Annotated in this window: 21 protein-coding genes; 11 read left to right on the top strand and 10 right to left on the bottom strand. The window is 71.0% G+C overall.

All coding sequences use genetic code 11. The features are described from left to right. Positions 1 to 3 precede the first annotated feature (3 nt). From ACFPL3_RS08425 to ACFPL3_RS08405, 5 genes are all read right to left on the bottom strand, one after another. On the bottom strand, positions 4 to 780 hold the full coding sequence (locus ACFPL3_RS08425; RefSeq protein WP_343943223.1) for an IclR family transcriptional regulator: 777 nt from the start codon (positions 778 to 780) through the stop codon (positions 4 to 6). Continuing rightward, complete coding sequence (locus ACFPL3_RS08420) at positions 777 to 2,783, bottom strand: ABC transporter permease (RefSeq protein ID WP_343943224.1); 2,007 nt, start codon at positions 2,781 to 2,783, stop codon at positions 777 to 779. The genes ACFPL3_RS08425 and ACFPL3_RS08420 overlap by 4 nt, the downstream gene beginning before the upstream one ends. Beyond that, a complete protein-coding gene (locus ACFPL3_RS08415) occupies positions 2,780 to 4,210 on the bottom strand; it encodes an extracellular solute-binding protein (RefSeq protein WP_343943225.1) in 1,431 nt (476 codons plus the stop codon). The genes ACFPL3_RS08420 and ACFPL3_RS08415 overlap by 4 nt, the downstream gene beginning before the upstream one ends. A 205-nt stretch (positions 4,211 to 4,415) precedes the next feature. Further along, a complete protein-coding gene (locus ACFPL3_RS08410; protein ID WP_343943226.1) occupies positions 4,416 to 5,549 on the bottom strand; it encodes a Gfo/Idh/MocA family protein in 1,134 nt (377 codons plus the stop codon). A 55-nt stretch (positions 5,550 to 5,604) separates the two neighbouring features. After that, positions 5,605 to 6,381, bottom strand: coding sequence for a FadR/GntR family transcriptional regulator (locus ACFPL3_RS08405; protein WP_343943227.1), 777 nt, complete (start codon positions 6,379 to 6,381; stop codon positions 5,605 to 5,607). 134 nt (positions 6,382 to 6,515) lie between these two features. Between ACFPL3_RS08405 and ACFPL3_RS08400 the strand changes: the two genes are divergently transcribed. Genes ACFPL3_RS08400 through ACFPL3_RS08370 form a run of 7 tightly spaced genes read left to right on the top strand, consistent with a single transcriptional unit; the run spans position 6,516 to position 13,572 of the window. After that, a complete protein-coding gene (locus tag ACFPL3_RS08400) occupies positions 6,516 to 7,814 on the top strand; it encodes an AGE family epimerase/isomerase (protein WP_343943228.1) in 1,299 nt (432 codons plus the stop codon). After that, entirely contained in the window at positions 7,804 to 9,099 is a 1,296-nt protein-coding gene (locus tag ACFPL3_RS08395; protein WP_343943229.1) for an extracellular solute-binding protein, read from the top strand. Before ACFPL3_RS08400 ends, ACFPL3_RS08395 begins: the two co-directional genes overlap by 11 nt. Before the next feature lie 17 nt (positions 9,100 to 9,116). Continuing rightward, a complete protein-coding gene (locus ACFPL3_RS08390) occupies positions 9,117 to 10,037 on the top strand; it encodes a carbohydrate ABC transporter permease (protein ID WP_343943230.1) in 921 nt (306 codons plus the stop codon). After that, on the top strand, positions 10,025 to 10,906 hold the full coding sequence (locus ACFPL3_RS08385) for a carbohydrate ABC transporter permease (RefSeq protein WP_343943231.1): 882 nt from the start codon (positions 10,025 to 10,027) through the stop codon (positions 10,904 to 10,906). Before ACFPL3_RS08390 ends, ACFPL3_RS08385 begins: the two co-directional genes overlap by 13 nt. A 30-nt stretch (positions 10,907 to 10,936) precedes the next feature. Beyond that, on the top strand, positions 10,937 to 11,686 hold the full coding sequence (locus ACFPL3_RS08380) for an SDR family NAD(P)-dependent oxidoreductase (RefSeq protein ID WP_343943232.1): 750 nt from the start codon (positions 10,937 to 10,939) through the stop codon (positions 11,684 to 11,686). Positions 11,687 to 11,731: 45 nt separating this feature from the next. Next, complete coding sequence (locus tag ACFPL3_RS08375; protein ID WP_343943233.1) at positions 11,732 to 12,886, top strand: mandelate racemase/muconate lactonizing enzyme family protein; 1,155 nt, start codon at positions 11,732 to 11,734, stop codon at positions 12,884 to 12,886. Continuing rightward, positions 12,883 to 13,572, top strand: a complete 690-nt coding sequence (locus ACFPL3_RS08370) for an RraA family protein (protein WP_343943234.1) — start codon at positions 12,883 to 12,885, stop codon at positions 13,570 to 13,572. The genes ACFPL3_RS08375 and ACFPL3_RS08370 overlap by 4 nt, the downstream gene beginning before the upstream one ends. A 75-nt stretch (positions 13,573 to 13,647) precedes the next feature. On the opposite strand, the gene ACFPL3_RS08365 is transcribed toward ACFPL3_RS08370, so the two are convergent. Further along, positions 13,648 to 14,931 carry an adenosylmethionine--8-amino-7-oxononanoate transaminase gene (locus ACFPL3_RS08365; RefSeq protein WP_343943235.1) on the bottom strand — a complete coding sequence of 428 codons (1,284 nt, stop codon included), beginning with the start codon at positions 14,929 to 14,931 and terminating at the stop codon, positions 13,648 to 13,650. A gap of 92 nt (positions 14,932 to 15,023) precedes the next feature. Between ACFPL3_RS08365 and ACFPL3_RS08360 the strand changes: the two genes are divergently transcribed. Then, a complete protein-coding gene (locus ACFPL3_RS08360) occupies positions 15,024 to 15,347 on the top strand; it encodes a DMT family transporter (RefSeq protein WP_343943236.1) in 324 nt (107 codons plus the stop codon). Beyond that, positions 15,344 to 15,892: a TetR/AcrR family transcriptional regulator gene (locus ACFPL3_RS08355; RefSeq protein ID WP_343943237.1), complete on the top strand. Its 549-nt coding sequence runs from the start codon at positions 15,344 to 15,346 to the stop codon at positions 15,890 to 15,892. The genes ACFPL3_RS08360 and ACFPL3_RS08355 overlap by 4 nt, the downstream gene beginning before the upstream one ends. Here the strand turns inward: ACFPL3_RS08355 and ACFPL3_RS08350 are convergent, their stop codons facing one another. Then, positions 15,893 to 16,462 carry a TetR/AcrR family transcriptional regulator gene (locus ACFPL3_RS08350; protein ID WP_343943238.1) on the bottom strand — a complete coding sequence of 190 codons (570 nt, stop codon included), beginning with the start codon at positions 16,460 to 16,462 and terminating at the stop codon, positions 15,893 to 15,895. Between the two features lie 82 nt (positions 16,463 to 16,544). Here ACFPL3_RS08350 and ACFPL3_RS08345 point away from each other — a divergent pair, with 82 nt between their 5' ends. Both ACFPL3_RS08345 and ACFPL3_RS08340 read left to right on the top strand, forming a co-directional pair. Then, positions 16,545 to 17,111 (top strand): dihydrofolate reductase family protein, encoded by a 567-nt coding sequence (locus ACFPL3_RS08345; protein ID WP_343943239.1) that lies wholly within the window; start codon positions 16,545 to 16,547, stop codon positions 17,109 to 17,111. Between the two features lie 72 nt (positions 17,112 to 17,183). Further along, the gene (locus ACFPL3_RS08340) at positions 17,184 to 17,576 is read left to right on the top strand and encodes a DUF4189 domain-containing protein (protein ID WP_343943240.1); all 393 of its coding nucleotides are present in this window, start codon (positions 17,184 to 17,186) and stop codon (positions 17,574 to 17,576) included. Between the two features lies 1 nt (position 17,577). On the opposite strand, the gene ACFPL3_RS08335 is transcribed toward ACFPL3_RS08340, so the two are convergent. The 3 genes from ACFPL3_RS08335 to ACFPL3_RS08325 are packed head-to-tail and all read right to left on the bottom strand — an operon-like array spanning position 17,578 to position 18,910. Beyond that, positions 17,578 to 18,234, bottom strand: a complete 657-nt coding sequence (locus tag ACFPL3_RS08335; protein ID WP_343943241.1) for a P-loop nucleotide/nucleoside kinase family protein — start codon at positions 18,232 to 18,234, stop codon at positions 17,578 to 17,580. 7 nt (positions 18,235 to 18,241) lie between these two features. After that, a complete protein-coding gene (locus ACFPL3_RS08330; RefSeq protein ID WP_343943242.1) occupies positions 18,242 to 18,568 on the bottom strand; it encodes a TFIIB-type zinc ribbon-containing protein in 327 nt (108 codons plus the stop codon). Between the two features lie 51 nt (positions 18,569 to 18,619). Then, entirely contained in the window at positions 18,620 to 18,910 is a 291-nt protein-coding gene (locus tag ACFPL3_RS08325) for a DUF1905 domain-containing protein (protein ID WP_343943316.1), read from the bottom strand. Between the last annotated feature and the right edge of the window lie 75 nt (positions 18,911 to 18,985).

Raw genomic sequence — 18,985 nt, 5'->3', positions numbered from 1 at the left:
TTCCTAGATCAGGTCAGTGATTGCGTGCACCGTGTCCTGGAGGAGCGGCACGTAGCTGAGCAGCTCCTCCCGGTCGACCGCGAAGGTCACGGTGGAGATGCTCACGCCGCCGCGGGGCCGACCGGTCCGGTCGAGCACGGCGGCGCCGAGGCAGCGCACCGTGGGCTCGTTCTCCTCGTCGTCGAGGGCGTAGCCGTGCTCCCGCACGGCCGCGAGCTCGGCGTGCAGCGCCGGGAGGTCGGTGATCGTGGCCGGCGTGCGGGACGGCATCCCGGCCGAGGCCATCACCGCCTCCACCTCGTCGCGCGGCAGGTGGGCGAGGATCGCCTTGCCGATCGCGGTGCAGTGCAGGCGCAGCTCGTGGCCGACCCTCGAACGCATCTCGTAGGGCTTGTCGCTGTCGACCTTGTGCAGGTAGACGGCATGGTCGCCGACGCGGACCGCGAGGTGCACCGTGTTGCCGCCCGCGCCCTGCTGCAGCCGGTGCAGCGCGGGACCGACCCCGGCCGACATCGCCGAGACGATCCGGGCGCCGAGACCGGACAGGCGCCCGCCGACCCCGTAGCGCCCCTCCCCGCAGTTCTCGGCGAACCCCTCGGCGGTGAGCGTGGCCAGCACGCGGTACGCCGTGGAGCGGGGCACGGCCGCGTGCTCGGCCACGTCCATCAGCCGGTGCGGCCCGTCGGGCAGGGCAAGTGCCTCGAGGATCCGCATCGCCTTCTCGACGGACGTCCCCGCGGCACTTGCCCGGCCCCGCCGGGTGGGAGGAGCAGAGGTCATCCCTTGACGGCACCCGCAGTCAGGCCCTCGGTGAGGAACCGCTGCCCGAAGGCGTACATGAGCACGACCGGGATGCTGATCAGGAGCGACGCCGCGGCCAGCTGCCCCTGCGGCACGACGTCACCGAAGATCATCGACTGCATGCCGACCGGCAGGGTCATGTACTCGTTGCGCGTGATGAACACGAACGCGAAGAGGAACTCGTTCCACGCGTTGGTGAGCGTGAACAGCGCCACGGCCAGCAGGCCCGGCTTCGCCAGCGGCAGCACGATGCGCACGAACGCGCCGAACCGCGTGCAGCCGTCGACCAGCGCCGACTCCTCGAGGTCCGCCGGGATCGACTTGAAGTAGCCCACGAGCAGCCAGGTGGCGAACGGCAGCGTGAATGTGGGGTAGGTGATCACCAGCGACCACAGGGAGTCGTTGAGGCCGACGCCGCTCATCATCTGGTAGAGCGGGATGAACAGCAGCGCGCCGGGCATCACGTAGGTGAGCAGGATCGTCACCGTGAAGCTCTCCGAGCCGCGGAACTTCAGCCGGGCCAGCGCGTAGCCGGCCAGCGCGGCGCAGATCAGCGCGATGATCGTCGACGCCCCGGCCACCAGGATCGTGTTGAGGTACCAGGTGCCGAACGCCCGCCCCGTGAAGAGGTTGGTGAACTGCTCGGTACTCCACGGGGTGGGCCACAGGTCGTTGGTGCGCATGACGATCTGGGTGTCGGACTTGAACGCCGTGACCGTCATCCAGTACAGCGGGGCCAGCACGAAGGCCAGCAGCCCGACGAGCGCCACGCCCGAACCGACGCCGTTCACCACCCGCGCCGCCTGCTGGTTGCCGCGCGCGGCCAGCGAGGACACGACGCGCCCGACGATGGCGGCGCACACGACGAAGAAGCCCAGCACGACCGCGGCCTTCCACACGATGTGCGGGGACGACCACACGAGCAGCAGCGCGCTGACGGCCACGATCACCCACGGCATCGCCTTGCGCTGCGCCGGCGTGAGCCTGCTGGTCTCGGCACCGCCACCCGGCGCGTCGCTGCGGCGCATCAGCCGCACGAGGATCAGCACGAGGATGCCGACGATCGGCAGCATCACCAGCGTGACCGCGGCGCCGGCGCCCAGCTGCAGCTGCTGGATCGCCTTCGAGTAGGCCACCATCACGTACGGGGCCGTGGCGTCACCGGGCCCGCCCTGGGTCATCAGCCAGATCAGGTCGAAGTTGTTGAACGTCCAGATGGACGACAGCAACACCGTGACGATCATGACGTGGCGCAGGCCGGGCAGCGTGACGTGCCGGAACCGCTGCCACGGCGACGCGCCGTCCACCATCGCGGCCTCGTAGAGACCCGCGTCGATCGCCTTGAGCCCGGCGAGGAACGTCACCGTGAAGAACGGGATGCCCTTCCAGACGTTGACCAGGATCACCGCGGGCATCGCGAGCGCGGGGTTGGACAGCCACTCCGCCGGCCAGGAGTCGACCAGCCCGATCGAGGCGAGCGCGGGGCCCACGCCGGTGGCGGTGAGCACCGTGTTGACGCTGCCGAAGATCGGGTCGAACAGCGAGCGCCAGGTGAACGCCGTGACGACCGTGGGCACCACCCACGGCAGCAGGATGATGCCGGCGAGGACCGCCCGGCCGCGGCGCATGTGGTGCAGCATCAGCGCCGCGATCAGGCCGAGCGTGACCTTGAAGATCTCCGCGTACGCGGTGAAGACGAACGAGTTGATCACGCCGGTGTGGAACACCGGGTCGTCCACCAGCGCGGTGTAGTTGTCCAGCCCGACGAACACGGTCTCGGCGCCGTGCCGCTCGGTGGTGCTCGTGAAGACCGAGCTGACGATCGGGAAGAGGATCAGCGCCGCGATGAGCAGCCCGGTGGGCGCGAGGAACGCGGTGGCGAGCCGCCAGTCGCGCCCGAGGTAGCGCTGCGCACCGGAGAGCGAGGTCGCCGCCGTCGACGTCGACCTGACCGGGGTGGGTTTCGGTTCGACGACCGTCACTGCCGGTAGCCCTGCTGCTCGAAGATCTGCACCATGCGGTCGTGCGTGGTGGCCACGGCCTGCGCCGCCGGGGTGCCCTGCACGACGGCCTGCATCATGTCCGTGAGCAGGTACGCGGCCACGGCCGCCTGCTCACCCGGGCTCGGGGGCTGGGGGAACGAGTAGCCGGTCTTGGTGGTCAGCGGGATCGGGGTCTTGGTCTGCTCGCGGATCGCGGCGTAGGCCGGGTCGCCGTCGGTGTAGTACGGGTCGGAGTCCCACACCTTCTCCCACGAGGGGTTCACCAGGCAGGGCGCCTCCTTGGCGACGCCGAGCAGCGCCGAGCCGCTGACCATGAACTTGGCCACCTGCTTGGCGAGGTCGGGGTTCTTCGCCCCCTTGAAGATCACGAACGAGTTCGACGACCCGAACGCGAGCGGCCGGTCGAGCGCCGGGCCGATGGCGCCGTTGAACGGGTGGGTGTTCCCGTAGACCGGGTTGCCCTTGGTCTTGGAGTCGGCGTAGATGCTGTACTGGTTGTTGGTGAGGCCGATGATGCCGGCGAGCCAGTTCTCGTTGTTGCCGGTGTCGGTCCAGCTCTCGATCCCGGGCGGGAGCATCGGCTCCCACTTCGGGTTGGTGTAGATGTCGCCGATGAACGAGACCGCCTCCACGGTCTCCGGCGAGTTGAACACCACCTTCTGCCCGGTGTTGTCGGCGATCGCGCCGCCGTAGGCGTTGATGACGGACTCGATGAACCCGTTGGCGTCACCGGAGCGGTTGATCGTGATGCCCCAGCCGAAGCGCCGCTGCGCCGGGTCGGAGACCTCCAGCGCGTTGTCGCGCAGCTCCTCCCACGTGTAGGTGGGCTTGAGCGGGATCCCCTTCTCCGCGTACCAGTCCTTGCGCAGGTACATCCCGGCCGCGATGAAGTGGTACGGGATCGCGAACCAGCGGCCGTCGAACACGCAGAAGTTCTCGGCCTCGGTGGCCGGCGCGCCGTAGAGCGTCTTCATCTCCTCGACGACGTCGGTGACGTCCTCGAGGTCGCCGAGGTTCTGCAGCTGGCCGACGAACCGCTCGTCGTTCATGAAGGCCATGTCGCGGGCGGTGCCCGCCCGCACCTCGGCGTCCATCTTGGCGACCATGTCGCCGGAGTCGCCGGACACCAGGTCGTTCGACACGGTGGTGCCGGTGGCCTGCGCGAACGCCTGCAGCGATCGGTCGAGCGCCGCGTTGGCGGCGTCGGAGTAGAGCTTCTGGGACAGCATCCCCACGGAGCCACCGCGGTACGGCGCCGCGGCGTCGAGGATCTCCTTCGGGACCTGCACGTCGACCGGGGGCGGGCCGGGGGGCGAGCCGGCGCAGGCCGTGAGGCCGACGGCGCCCATCGCGCTCATCCCCAGGAACTTCCGCCTCGACCAAACGAAGCCGGACTGTTGAGCCATGACTTTTCCTCCCGCGTCCTTGCGGTGAGCCAGATGTCTTCGGGGTGGTGGAACTGCCGATGAAGCCAGGGGGACGGGCGCCTGTGGGCAGCCCTCAGCCGTCCTGCAAAGCCGGGAGCGAGCTGTGCCGTTTCATCTAGTAGAACGCCGTGCCGTGTAGTGCGATCGCGGTCACACTAAAAGGGCATCGGGCACATGTCAACGGTCAGTTCTCTGAGATCTCCCGGGTGCCGGGAAGCCCGTCGAAGAGCCCGGACGCGCCCCGCGGGCGCCACAGCGGAACACCCCCCTCCACGGGGCTGTCGAGGGCGACGACCGCCGACTCCTCGGCCGAGTCGAGGGCCGCGAGGACGATCCGCATGTTGGCCACGCTCTGCGCGATCGTGCCCACCACGGGCCCGCCGTGGCGCACGGCGTCGGAGAAGTCGCAGAGCTCGCCGTAGTAGCCGTTGTCGATGCCGCGGAAGACGTCGGTGCGGGTGGTGCCGTCGGCTCGCATGAGCGTGACGCGCCGCTCGGCCTCCGGGCCCGACAGCACGAGCACGCCCTCGGTGCCGTAGAGGCGCATGTCGTTGGGCTCCGGCGGCACCGGGATCTCGGAGTAGCAGGCGGTGTAGTTGCCGATCGCCCCGCCGGAGAAGGTCAGGTTCAGCGCCAGGTCCGACGGCGAGTCGATCGTGCTGTTGGCCCACTGCACCGCACCGTGCACGCGCAGCACCTCGCCGCAGAGCACCCGGATCTGCGCGATGTCGTGCACGCCGGCGTCCAGGTGCACCCCGCCGCGGTACTGCGGGCGCTGCCGCCACGGCGTGCTGGTGAACCGGCCCGCGCGCGGCACCGTCTGACCGGCCCGCCGGTAGGCCATCAGGTGGAGCTTGCCGATCGCACCGTCGTCGAGCAGCGCGCGGGCGTGCCGGATGTCGTCGCGGTAGAAGTAGTTCTCCCCCACGAGCACCACGCGGTCGGGGAACTCGCGCTCGAACTCCAGGAACGCCCTGGCCTGCTCCTCGTCGGTGCCCGTGGGCTTCTCGCAGAGCAGGTGCTTCCCCGCCTCCAGCACGTCGCGCGCGATCCCGAGCAACAGCGGGATCGGCACCGACACGAGCACGGCGTCGACGTCGTCGCGGGCGAGCAGGTCGCGGTGATCCTCGTGGTGGCGACCGTCGTCGACCCCGGCGTAGGAGGCGAACCGCTGCGCCTGCTCCGGCGAGCGCTCGGCGAACGCCGTGACCTCGAACCGGTCCGGCATCCGGCGCAGCGCGGGCCAGTGCAACTGCTCGACCGCCAACCCTGTGCCGATCAGGCCGAGCCGGATCGGATCCCCACTCACCGCTGCCATCCCTGCTCCGTCCTCCCCTTCGAATCCGGATACCGCCGACGAGCGCGGTGGGCCGCTACTCCTCGTCGGCGGTGCTGGCGGGCGCGTCGCGCCACGTGGCCGCGCGCTTGGTCTCCTGCTCCTTCGCCGCGAGGATCGGCGAGTTGCGCTGCAGGTGGGCGCGCATGGTGGCCCGGGCCGTCTCCGGGTCGCGAGCCTCGAGCGCGGCGAAGACCTCGGCGTGCGCCTCGGTGGCGCGGCGCAGGCTGTCCGGGCTCGCCTGGTTGGTGACCCGGCGGCTCGCGGTGCCCAGCCAGCGGGCCGAGTACATGATCCGGTCGAGGATCCGGTTGTTCGCCGCCCGGCAGATCTCCATGTGGAACTCGTGGTCGACCTCGAGGTAGGCGTCCGGGTCGTCCTCGAGACCCGCCATCCGGTCGATCGCGGCGCGCAGCCGGGCCAGCGTCTCGTCGGTGATGGCGGCAGCCGCCATGGCGGCGAGCTCCGGCTCCAGCAGCACCCGCGCCTGGAGAAGCTCCTGCAGCAGTTCGTCGACGAGCTCCTCGGGCAGCCACTCGACCAGCAGCGGGCTCAGGTAGTCCCACTCGGCGCGCGGCCGGACGGTGACCCGCCTCCCCTGCGCGATGTCGACGATGTCGAGCGACGCGAGGATCTTGAGCGTCTCGCGCGCGACCACACGGGAGACGCCGAACTCGCGGGAGATGTCCAGCTCGGACGGCGCGCGCCCCTCGGCGATCTCGCCGTTGACGATGCGCCGGGTCAGGTGAGCGGCCACCTGCACCGGGAGAGTCCGGACCTTGACAGCGTCCGACGACTCTTGTCTCCTGTGCATGTCATCAGCTTATAGGACAAGCTGACATCCGCACCCCCGGCCTCGGAAAACCCCGCCGCCGGGACGCGACCCCCCGGGCGGTCGACCACCGCCTCCAGTCCCAGCGCCGGCGACCCGAGGAGGCGAGCACGCCCGTGGACCTGGACCCTGCCACCCCCGCCGTCGCCTTCCGCGCGCCCCACGTCGTGCGGGCCCACCTGGGCGAGATCCTCGACTTCTGGTCGGGCACGCAGGACCGCGGGGTGGGTGGCTTCGTCTCGCAGGTGCTCGCCGACGGCACGCCCGCAGGCGACGGCACCCGCCACCTCGTGGCGAGCGCCCGGTTCGTCGTGCAGTTCGCGTTCGGGGTGCTGCACGACGTGGGGACGCAGCCGGCGGAGTGCGCCGCCGAGGCGCTGGAGTTCCTCACCCGTGCCCACCGGGACCGCAAGCACGGCGGCTACCACTGGGTGCTGCGGGTGACGGGCCGCGACGTCGAGGTGGCCGACCCGCACAAGGAGGCCTACGGGCACGCGTTCGTGCTGCTCGCGGGCGCGATGGCCACCCGGGCCGGGGTGCCGGGTGGGAAGGATCTCCTCGACGAGGCCCGCGAGATCTGCGCGGGCCGGCTGCTGCGCGGCGGCGACCTGGCGATCAACTCGGCCTCGGTGGACTGGACGGCGGTGTCGCCCTACCGCGGCCAGAACGCCAACATGCACCTCTGCGAGGCCTACCTCGCCGCGTACGACGCCACCGGTGACCAGGACGACCTGCAGCGCGCCTACCGCATCGCGGACACCCTCGCCCACGAGATCCCGGCCGCGATCGGCGGTTTCGTCTGGGAGAACTACCGCGAGGACTGGTCCCCCGACTGGGACGACCGGCCGCGCGACCCGGCGAGCGTCGAGAGCGCGTTCGGGATCTCGCCCGGCCACCAGGTGGAGTGGGCGAAGCTGCTCGGGATCCTCGCCCGCCACCACCCCGCCGACTGGCTGTTGCCGCAGGCGGTGCACCTGCACCGGCTCGCCTGGGACCACGGCTGGCTCCCCGGGGAGGGCGGGTTCGCGAGCGGCCTGCGCCGCGACCTCACCACGAGCCACCCGGAACCGGCCTACTGGGCGCCCGCCGAGGCGATCGGGGCGGCGGCCGTGCTGCTCGAGCGCACGGGCGACGAGGGGTACCGGGTCTTCGCCGACCGCGCGTGGGAACACGCGCTGACCCACCTGGTGGACCACGAGCACGGCGGCTGGTTCGTCGCGCCCTCACCGCGCTCGGCCCGGCGCGACCACCGCAAGGGCGACCGGTTCGAGCCCGACTACCACCCGGCAGGCGCGTGCGCGGAGTTCCTGCGCTCGTGCGCCGTGCCGGGGCAGCTGCACGCACAACTGAAGGACCTCGGCCGGAAAGACCTCGACGAGGAGGTTCCCATGGGAGGTACGCACCATGTCCAGTGACCTGAGCAGGCGCCGGTTCCTCGGTGGCTCGATGGCGCTCGCCGCGGGAGCCGCGGCCGCGCCGCTCCTGGCGGCCTGCGGCGGCGGGGGCGGCGACGAGAACGAGATCAACGCGCTGCTGATCACGGGTGGCGACCGCTACCCCGCCTACTGGGAGAAGGTCACCTCGGCGTTCACGCAGCAGACGGGCATCACGGTCAAGTACGACCTGCTGCAGTTCACGCCGCTCACCTCGAAGGAGATCACGCTCGCGGCGGCGCGGAGCACGCAGTACGACGTCTACAGCACGCACACGGCGCAGATCGGCGCCTTCTTCCCCCACTTCGAACCGCTCAACAACCACTTCGACGCAGCCGACCTCGCCGACTTCTTCCCCGTCGCGATCCAGTACATGACCAACCCCGCCACCGGCGAGCTGGCCGCGATCCCGCGCAACATGGACGCGCGCACCCAGTACTACCGGCGCGACCGCTACGAGGCCGCGGGCCTGCAACCCGCGAAGACGTGGGACGAGCTGGTGGCCGTAGGTCAGCAGCTCACGGCGGGCGGGGAGTTCGGGCTGGTCCTGCCCGGCCAGGGCGACCCGGCCCAGCGCCAGTTCGCCGACTTCCTGTGGCAGGCGGGCGGCGAATGGCTCGACCAGAACAACAACGTCACGTTCAACTCGGCCGCGGGCGTCGAGGCGCTCACCTTCTACCGCGACCTCATCCAGCAGCACCGCATCACGCCCTCGGACGTGGTGACCTACCAGTGGAACGAGAACTCCGCGGGCTTCACCAACGGCACGTGCGCCGCGGTCTTCGACTGGCCGGGTGCGTTCGCGAGCTTCAGCGACCCGTCGCTGTCCACCGTGTCGGACGCTTTCGCCACCGCGCCGCTGCCGAGCCACAAGACCGGCACGTCCTGCGCCATCTCGCACGGCCTGGCGATCAACAAGTACTCGCGCAACAAGGATGCCGCTGCCCAGTTCCTGAAGTACACGGTCACCCCCGAGGCGCTGGTCGACCAGTACCAGGAGTTCAAGAACTACCCGAGCCGCATGTCCACGGCCGACCAGGTGATCGGCCAGGCCCAGGGCATGGAGCAGCAGTGGCTGTCCGACCTGCGCACCACGATCGAGAACGGCAAGGAGTGGCCCAAGGTCCCCGGGTTCGACAAGGTCTCCACGGTCGTGCAGACGGCGGTGCAGAACGCGCTGAGCGACCAGATGAGCCCGCAGGCCGCGCTCGACGCCGCCGCCGAGGAGAGCACGCGGATCCTGCAGCAGGCGGGGGCGCTGCGCTGACCATGGCGACCTCCCAGATGTCACGCCCGCGAGCGCCGGTGGCCCCGCACTCGCGGGTGACGCCGAAGTGGCTCACCGGCTACACGCTCGCCGCGCCGGCGATCCTGCTGATGCTGGTGATCTTCCTCTACCCGCTCGGCCACTCGTTCGTCATGAGCTTCTTCCGCTGGGACCTGAACTCCGCGGAGAGCCCGTTCCTCGGCCTGGGCAACTACACGGACCTGTTCACCGGCACCTCGTTCGGCCAGACGCTGCGCAACCAGGTGGTCTTCACCGTGGCGTCGCTCGTGATCGAGGTGGTGGGCGGCATGGCGATCGCCGTGCTGCTCAGCAGCAAGCTGCGCGGGCTGCGGCCGGCCCGCACCCTCCTGCTGATCCCGCCGATGGTGGCGCCCGCCGTGGTCGGCCTGAACTTCCGGTGGCTGTTCAACGAGCAGTACGGGCTGATCGACGCCGTGCTCGTGAAGCTGGGGCTCCCGGCCATCCCGTGGCTGTCCGACCCCGGGTGGGCGCTGATCTCGGTGATCATCGCCAGCGCGTGGCAGAACACGCCGCTGCTGGTGCTGCTGTTCCTCGCCGGGCTCCAGGCCATCCCGCGCGAGCCGCTCGAGGCGGCGGCGGTGGACGGCGCGTCCGCGTGGCGCACGTTCTGGGCGATCGTGCTGCCGCTGATGCGGCCGGTCGTCGTGATCGCGATGATGATCCGGATCATCGACCTGTTCCGGACGTTCGACGTGGTCTGGCTGATGACCCAGGGCGGGCCGGGCAACGCCTCGAACCTGCTCACGGTCGAGGCCTACAAGCTGGCGTTCCAGAGCGTCGACTTCGGTCACGCCGCGGCCGTTTCCTACGTGGCGCTCGTGCTGTCGCTGCTGGTGCTCGCGCTCCTGTACGGGCTCCCGCGGCTCACCGGACGGGGGTCGGCATGGCAGGCGTGACGCTCGAGGCCACCCGGCCGGCACCGGTGCGCACGCGCCGGACGGGCGCGACCGTGGGCCTGGCCGCCCGCTACGTCGTGCTCGTGCTGACCGTGCTGCTGTCGATCTTCCCGTTGGTGTGGTTGCTGATCACGTCGCTGCGCACCTCGGACGAGCTGTTCGCGGTGCCGGTGCAGCTGCTGCCGAGCTCGGTGACGCTCGACCAGTACGTCACGGTCTTCACCGAGTACGAGATGGCCGACTACGTCTGGAACTCGGTCGTGGTCTCGCTGTCGACGGTCGCGCTGGTGACCGTGCTCGCGCTGCCGTGCGCGTACGTCCTCGCGCGGTTCCGGCTGCCCGGGGTCAAGGTCGTGATCACGGTGCTGCTGATCATGCGGATGATCCCGGTGATCGCGCTGGCCATCCCGCTGTTCTCCGTGTTCTCCGGGATCGGCCTGCTCGACACGGTGCTCGGGCTCGTGCTCACCCACGCGGCCTCCAAGCTGCCGGTGGCGATCTGGCTGATGATGGCCTTCATCCAGGACCTGCCCAAGGAGATCGAGGAATCGGCGGAGATCGACGGAGCGGGCGTGCTGCGCAAGCTCGTGTTCGTCGTGGCACCGCTCATCGGGCCGGGCATCGCCGCCAGCGCCGTGCTCACCTTCCTGTTCACCTGGAACGACCTGCTCCTCGCGCTCACCCTCACCTCGAGCGAGGCCGCCCAGACCCTGCCGGTCGGCCTCACCAACTTCGTCACCCAGTTCGGGATCGACTGGGGACCGATGTCCGCCGCAGGCGTGCTGATGGTCGTCCCGACCCTGCTCTTCGTGTGGTTCGCGCAGGGCTACCTCGTCAAGGGCCTCGTCGCGGGCGCTGTCCGCGGCTGACCCGTACCGACCGGAAGGAGATCGAGACTCGTGGACCTCTCACTCGACGGCAAGGTCGTGATCGTGACGGGGGCTGCCTCCGGGTTCGCCCGCGCCGCCGCCACGATCTTCGCGTCCGAGGGCGCGCTGGTGGCGGGCGCCGACATCAACGAGGCGGGCGTCGTGGACGCCATGAAGGAGCTGACCGGCGCCCGCGGCTACCACCTCGACGTGAGCAGCCGCGACGGCTGGGCGCAGCTGCTGCGCAGCGTCGAGCAGGACCTCGGCCCCGTCGACGTCCTGTGCAACATCGCCGGCCCTGCGCCCGGCCCGGTGAGCGGGCACCTCGACACCGACGACGACGAGTGGCGGCGCCAGATCGACGGGCACCTCACCGGCGTCTTCCTCGGCTGCCAGACCGTGCTCCCGGGGATGATGGAGCGCCGCTACGGGAAGATCGTGAACATGTGCTCCTTCACGGCGCACGGCACGGTCGCGAACATCCCCGGCTACGACGCCGCGTTCGGCGGGATCCTCGCCTACACGAAGGACCTGGCGCGGTTCGCGGCACCGCACAACATCAACGTCAACTGTGTGTCGCCGGGCAACATCGAGACCCCGATGACCCAGGGATGGCTCTCCCAGCCGGGGGCCTACGACCGGATCCGCGACGCCACGCCGATCGGGCGCGTCGGCCAGCCCGACGACGTCGCCGCGTGGGTCGTCTTCCTCGCCTCCGACCGCGCCCGGCACGCCGTCGGCATCGAGATCAACGTGTCCGGCGGCCAGCTGATCGGCTAGGGCACGGGCAGTTCTGTTGGGGGAAGTTCCGTCAGAAGGAGCAGCATGAGAATCGTCAACATCACGACGGCCGTGGTCGCGTACCACGGTGAGGCCACGCTCGTGAAGATCGAAACCGACGAGGGCATCACCGGCTACGGCGAGGCGAACCCGGACTCGGGCGCCGGCGGCGTGGTGGGACTGATCGACAAGTTCAAGCACCTGCTGATCGGGGAGGACCCGCGCAACGTCGAGCGGTGCTGGGAGAAGCTGCGCCGCCGCGTCTTCGCGGGCCCGCAGGCGGGCGTGTTCGTGATCGCGATGTCCGGCATCGAGCTGGCGCTGTGGGACATCGCGGGCAAGGCGGCGGGTCAGCCGGTGCACCGGATGCTCGGCGGCAAGTTCCGCGACCGCATCCGCCTCTACGCCGACTGCGGCGACGGTGACGACCCCAACGGCTCGGTGTCCGGCTGCGTCGAGCGCGCCCAGCGGATGGTCTCCGAGGGCTTCACCGCGATCAAGTTCGACATCGACGACCTGCACCACCCGGCCAAGTACGACGAGTTCAACCACACCGTCAACGCCGCCGAGCTGCGCTCGATGGTGGAGCGGGTGGGGGCCGTGCGCGAGGCGATCGGCCCGGACGTCGACCTCGCCATCGACCTGCACGCCCGCTACGACGTGCCGAGCGCCTGCAAGATCGCGTGGGAGCTCGAGCCGTTCAACCTCATGTGGCTCGAGGAGCCGATCCCGGCCGAGAACATCGACGCGCTGGTGCGGGTGCGCGCGCAGACCCGCACCCCCATCTGCGTGGGCGAGAACCTCTACCTGCGGTGGGGCTTCCGGGAGCTGCTGGAGAAGGGCGCGGTCGACGTGATCGAGCCGGACGTGCCGAAGTGCGGTGGCCTCGCCGAGGCCAAGAAGATCGCCAACCTGGCGGAGATGCACTACGTGCCGTTCGCCCCGCACCTGGTGTCCACGCCGCTGGGCACGATGGCCACGGCGCACCAGTGCGGCGCCATCCCCAACTTCCTCGTGCAGGAGTGGCACGCGCTCGAGGAGCGCGAGGTCTGGGACAGCTATGTGTACGCCCCCGACGGCAGCGGCTCGATCGTCAAGGACGGCTACATCACCCTGCCCGACACCCCCGGCATCGGCGTCGAGCTCAACATGGACGGCGTCCGCAAGCACGCCGTGCCCGGGTTCGGGATCTTCGAGTGACCACCGCACACGCGGACGTGGCCAAACGGCTCACGTCGCTCTACACCGCGGTCGTCTACGACATCATGGACGAGATGGGGCTGCCCAACCAGTGCCTCGACCTGGGCATCGCCCCCCTCGACCGCTCGATGCAGGTGGCCGGGCCCGCCTACACCGTGATGGCGGGACCCGACATGCGCGAGCGCGACGAGCTGCCGCCGAACACCAAGCTCGCCGACTTCGGCGTGTTCACGCAGATGTACGACGGCTGCGTGGTGGTGGTGGGGGCCTCGGGTGAACGCCGGAGCGGGATCTGGGGCGAGCTCATGAGCAACGCGAGCCGCGCCCGCGGTGCCACCGGCGTCGTCATCGACGGCGGGATCCGCGACGGCAAGCTCGTCCGCGAGATCGACGGCCTCGGCGTGTTCGCCCGCTACACCTCGCCCATCGAGTCGCTGCGCCGCTCCCGGATCCACGACATCCAGGTCCCGATCTCCATGACCGGCTCGCTCACCAGCCAGGTGCGCGTCGAGCCGGGCGACTGGATCTTCGGCGACGAGGACGGCGTGCTCGTGATCCCGGCGGACGCGCTCGACGAGGTGCTCGCGAAGTCCGAGGAGGCCAAGGACATCGAGGACAAGGTCCGCGAGGAGGTGCAGGCCGGCGTCCCGGTGATCGACGTCTACAACAAGTACGGCCGGCTGTAGCCACGCGCGATCCGGACGAACGGCACCTTCGTACGATAGAGCGGTACGAAGGTGCCGTTCGTCCGACGGCGCGGGTCAGCCTGCCGCGGCCGCGGCCACCGCGGCCGTGCAGATTCGGGCCAGGTCCTCGTCGTCGGTGACGTAGGGCGGCATCGTGTAGACCAGGTCGCGGAACGGGCGCAGCCACACCCCCTCGCGCACGGCGGCGGCGGAGGCCGCGGCCACGTCCACCTCGTGGTCGAGCTGCACCACGCCGATGGCGCCCAGCGCCCGCACGTCGCGCACGCCGGGCAGCTCCCGCACCGGCTCCAGGCCCTCGCGCAGCCCCTTCTCGATCCGGGCGATGCCGGCGCGCCAGTCGCCGTCGAGCAGCAGGCCGATCGACGCGTTCGCCGCCGCGGCCGCGAGCGGGTTGCCCATGAAGGTGGGCCCGTGGGCCAGCACGGACAACTCCCCCTGCGAGATCCCGTCGGCCACCGCGGGCGTGCACAGGGTGGCGGCCATCGTGAGGTAGCCGCCGGTGAGGGCCTTGCCGACGCACATCACGTCGGGGCTCACGCCGGCGTGGTCGGCGCCGAAGAGCTCACCGGTGCGGCCGAAGCCGGTGGCGATCTCGTCGAACACCAGCAGCACGTCGTGGGCGTCCGCGAGCTCCCGCAGCGCCTGCAGGTAGCGGGGTGAGTGGAAGCGCATCCCGCCCGCGTTCTGCACAACCGGCTCGACGATCACGGCCGCGACCTCGTGGGCGTGCCGCGCGAGCACGTCCGCGAAGTGGTCGACGTAGGCCTGCTCGAACTCCCGGGGCGGGGCGTCGGCGAAGACCTGCTCCGGCAGCGCGCCCGCCCAGATGTGGTGCATCCCGCCCTCGGGGTCGCACACGGACATCGGGTGCCACGTGTCGCCGTGGTAGCCGCCGCGCCAGGTGAGGAGCCGCTGCCGCTCGGGCCGGCCGCGGGAGCGCCAGTACTGCAGGCACATCTTGATCGCGACCTCGACGGAGATCGAGCCCGAGTCGGCGAGGAAGACGTGCTGCAGCGGCTCGGGCGTGATCTCGACGAGCGTGGTGGCCAGCCGGATCGCGGGCTCGTGGGTGAGCCCGCCGAACATGACGTGGCTCATGCGCCCGAGCTGGTCGCGCACGGCCTCGTCCAGCACGGGGTGGGCGTAGCCGTGGATCGCAGACCACCACGACGCCATGCCGTCGACCAGCTCGTGCCTGCCGTCCACCGGCTCGGCGAGCCGCAGCCGCACCCCCTGCGCGGACTCCACCAGGTACGGCGGGCGCACACCGGGCATCGGCGCGTAGGGGTGCCAGACGTGCTTGCGGTCGAGCTCGAGCAGCTGGGTCGGGGTGAGCACGCCGTGACGATGCCACCCGCACCCGGCCTCCGCACGCACCCCCCGGCTAGAATGTGGAGCGAACGACCAAGTTTTTCCTCCCGGAGGTCCCCATGCCCTGGCTCTTCCTCGCCGGCGCGATCCTGTCCGAGGTGGTGGCCACCACCTCGCTGAAGCTCTCCGAGGGGTTCACCAGGCTCGTGCCCTCGCTGGTGGTCGTGATCGGCTACGTCGCCGCGTTCGGCCTGCTCTCGCAGGCACTCGCCCGCGGGATGCCGATCGGCGTGGCCTACGGCGTGTGGGCAGCGACGGGGGTCGCGCTCGTCGCCGTCGCCGGCGTGGTGTTCTTCGGCGAGGGCATGACACCGGTCCAGATCGGCGGCATCGCGCTGGTGATCGCGGGCGTGCTCGCCCTCGAGCTGGGAGCCGCGCGGTGACCACCACCACCGACGGGCGCAGGCGCAAGGGCGAGGCGCGCAGGCGGCTGCTCATCGACGCCACGATGCGGGTGATCGCGCGCGACGGCGTCGTGGCCGTGAGCCAGCGGGTGGTGGCCCGCGAGGCGGGGGTGCCCGCCAGCGCCGTCACCTACTACTTCCCCGCCGTGGACGACCTGCTGGTCGCGGCCCTCGCCGCCGCCAACGACACCTACCTGGCCCGGCTCGACGCCTGCGCCCGCGACGCCGACCCCGTCGCCGCGCTCGCCCGGCTGATCACCGACGGCACCGGGGCCGGTCGCGCGTACGTCGCCGCCGAGTACGAGCTGCTCCTGATGGCCGCCCGCCGTCCGGACCTGCGGGCCGAGGCCGACCGCTGGCCGGCCGCGGTGGACGCCTTCCTCACCCCGCACGCCCCCGACCCGGCCGTGCGCACCGGGGTGGCCGCCGCCGTGGACGGGCTGTTCCTGCGCTGCTTCGCCTCGGCCGATCCGCCCGGCACCGAGGAGGTGCGCGCCGTGCTCGCCCGCCTCCTCGACCCGTGATCAGGGCAGGACCCGCTCCACCAGCTCGGCGACCAGGTCGTGGTCGCCGTCCTCGGGGAAGACGGCCGGGAGCGTGAGCCGTTCCAGGATCAGCCAGTTCAGCGCCAGGTAGAGCAGCACCACCGTGGTGGCGTCGCCGGGCAGGCCCGCTTCCTCGTGGTAGCGGATGTTGGTGTCGACGTCGGCGCGGATCCGCTCGCTGAGCAGCTCCCGCAGGGCGGGCCTGCGGGTGCTCTCCAGGCGCAGCTCCAGCAGCGCTAGGTACCCGGAGCGGAACGCGGTGACGCGGTCGACGATGCCGTGCATCAGCTCGGTGACCCGCGCGCGGTCGCGGGGACCGGCGAGCGCGGCGGTGAGGGTGGCCGCGTCGGGTTCCAGCCGCTCGTAGAAGCGCGACCCGACCTGGGTCAACAGTTCGTCGCGACTCTTGAAGTAGTTGGACGCGGTGCCGATCGGCACCTGCGCCTCGCTGTCGACCGCGCGGAACGTCAGCCCACGGGCGCCCTCACGGGCGAGCACCTCGATGGCCGCGTCCAGGAGCGCGGCCCGCCGCGCCGGGTTCTGCCGCATCCGCCGACCCCTCCTCGCGTTGACACCACTTCGACTGTAGTACTACGGTCAAACCACTACATACATAGTGGAAGGTCGAACCGTGCGAAAGCTCGTCTACTACGTCGGCATGTCGATCGACGGGTACATCGCCGCCCCCGACGGGAGCGCCGACTTCTACCCCGTCACCCCGGACGTGATCGACTTCATCACCACCGACTACCCGGACACCCTGCCCACCCACGTGCGCACACAGCTCGGGGTGGACGTCCCGAACCCGAACTTCGACGTCGGGATCCAGGGCCGCACCACGTTCCAGCCCGCGCTCGACATCGGCGTGACCAGCCCGTACGCGCACCTGCAACAGCTGCTCGTGTCCACCACGGCGACGAGCGCCGACCCGGCCGTCGAGGTCGTCCCCACCGGCGTCGTCGACCGGATCCGGGAGCTGAAGGCGCAGGACGGCAAGGACATCTGGCTCATCGGCGGGTCCCGGCTCGCCGGGTCGCTGCTCGCGGAGATCGACGCGCTCGTCCTCAAGGTCTACCCGGTGGTGGCCGGCGCAGGCGTCCCGCTGTTCACCGCCGGGTTCAGCCCCACCAGCTTCACGCTCACCAGCACGCGCAGCCTCGAGAGCGGGACCGTGGTGCTCCACTACGACCGGGCGTGAACCGCCCCAACCGATCCGCACCTCCCGTGGTCGTCCCCGTCATCAGCCCGGTGACACCGAGGGAGAACGACCATGGGGCCCATCCGTTCCACGATCACCCGAGCGGCCGTCGTCACGCTGCTCACCGCCGGCGCCTCGATCATGGGGGCCACCCCGGCGAGCGCCGCGCCCGGCACGTGGGCCGCGATCGCGGTGTCTGTGCAGACCGGCAACGTGGGCTGGTCCTACGAGCAGCCGAGCGGTGGCGCCGCGGCGAGCGCGGCCGTGGACGGCTGCGACGCGCGCGACTGCCAGGAGGTGGTCCGGGTGACGAACGGCTGCGCCGCCGTGGCCCAGGCCTCGAACCGCGCGTGGGGCTGGGCCTACGCCGCGTCCCGCGCCGAGGCGGAGCGCGAGGCCAAGCGCTCGGCTCCCGGCAAGGGCGCGCGGGTGATCGCCTACACGTGCACGGGCGCGTACCGCTGAGCTACCGGTCACCCGCCCGCGCCCGCACCCAGGCGACGACGCGGCGCGCGGTATCGGCCAGCCCCACCGCGGTCGTGTCGACCAGCTCGACCGGGGGCTCCAGACCCGGCCCCTCCCGGCGCAGCCACTCGTTGAACTCCACCGTCTCGGCGATCCGCGCCTCGTCCCACCCCCGCCACGCCGGCCGGGCGCGCAACCGGGCCCGCAGCGCGTCGGCGTCGGCCACCAGGCCCAGGTAATGGATCTCGCCGACGAAGGTGCGCTCCGGGCGCCGCTCGAACTGCTCCGGCACGACCGTGCCCACCAGCACCACGGGCCGGCCGCTCTGGTGGATCATCGCCGCCATCCGCAGCCAGGTCCGGCGGAAGTCCGCGAAGTCGCCGGCCGGGTCCTGCAGGCCCGCGGTCCACAGCACGTCCTGCTCGACCACGACGGCGACGTCCCCGAGCTCCTGCGGCAGCAGGCGGGCCACCGTGGACTTGCCGGCCCCGCTCGGCCCGGTGAGCGCGAACAGCGGCAGCCTGTGGAACGGCTGCCGGTGCCCGCAGGAGCAGATCAGCACGGGGGCGTCGGGGGCGACCACCGGCTCGGTGAACCGGGTGCCGCACCCGAGGCAGATCTGCAGGTCGACCGGGAGCTGCTCCGGGTGGCTCGGCAACCCCGGCTCAGCCGAACAGCTCGTCGAGGAACCCCTTGCGGCGCTTGTGGCCCCCGTGGTGGCCGTAGGGCGGCGGCGAGTCGTTGTAGCGGCCGCGCTGGTACGGGGGCGGCGAGTCGCTGTAGTGACCGCCTCCGTGGCGCTGGTAGGGCGGGGGCGAGTCGGCGTAGCCGGGCACACCCCCGTGGCCCCCGTAGAAGCTCCGCTCGGCGTTGGCGATCTGCTCGAGCTCGCCACGGTCGAGGAAGATCCCCCGGCAGCCCTGGCACTGCTCGATGTGCACGCCATGGCGGTCGACGGTATGCATCCGTTGCTGACACTTCGGACAGATCACCCAACCGAGCGTAGCGGCATGATCGCCGCCCGCGCACCCGTCCGCCGACCGTCAGCGGCCGCTGATCCGTTCCGTGAGGCGCACGGTGACCGTCTCGCCCGGGCCCTTGCCGATCGCCCGCTGCAGCTCCCCCTTCACCGGGAGCTTGTGGGTACCGTCCCCGAGAGCCATGAACGAGCTGCGGAAGGGCTGCCCGTCCACGGTGCCGCAGACCTTCACCAGGCCACGGGTGCCGAAGAACTCCGCGGAGCCGGGCATCACCACGTAGGTCCAGCCACCCGGGCTCGCGCTCTTCTGCAGCACGGCGCTGAACTCGTGGTCGAGCGCCTGGTTCCCGGTCATCTGGTTCTCGGTCATCTGGTTCTCGGTCATCTGGTTCTCGGTCATCGTTCCTCCTCCGGCGGACGGCCGCGATGG

This window comes from Pseudonocardia zijingensis (genome assembly GCF_042657305.1).
Lineage (GTDB): Bacteria > Actinomycetota > Actinomycetes > Mycobacteriales > Pseudonocardiaceae > Pseudonocardia > Pseudonocardia zijingensis.
This window is presented reverse-complemented; position numbering and strand designations above follow the sequence as displayed.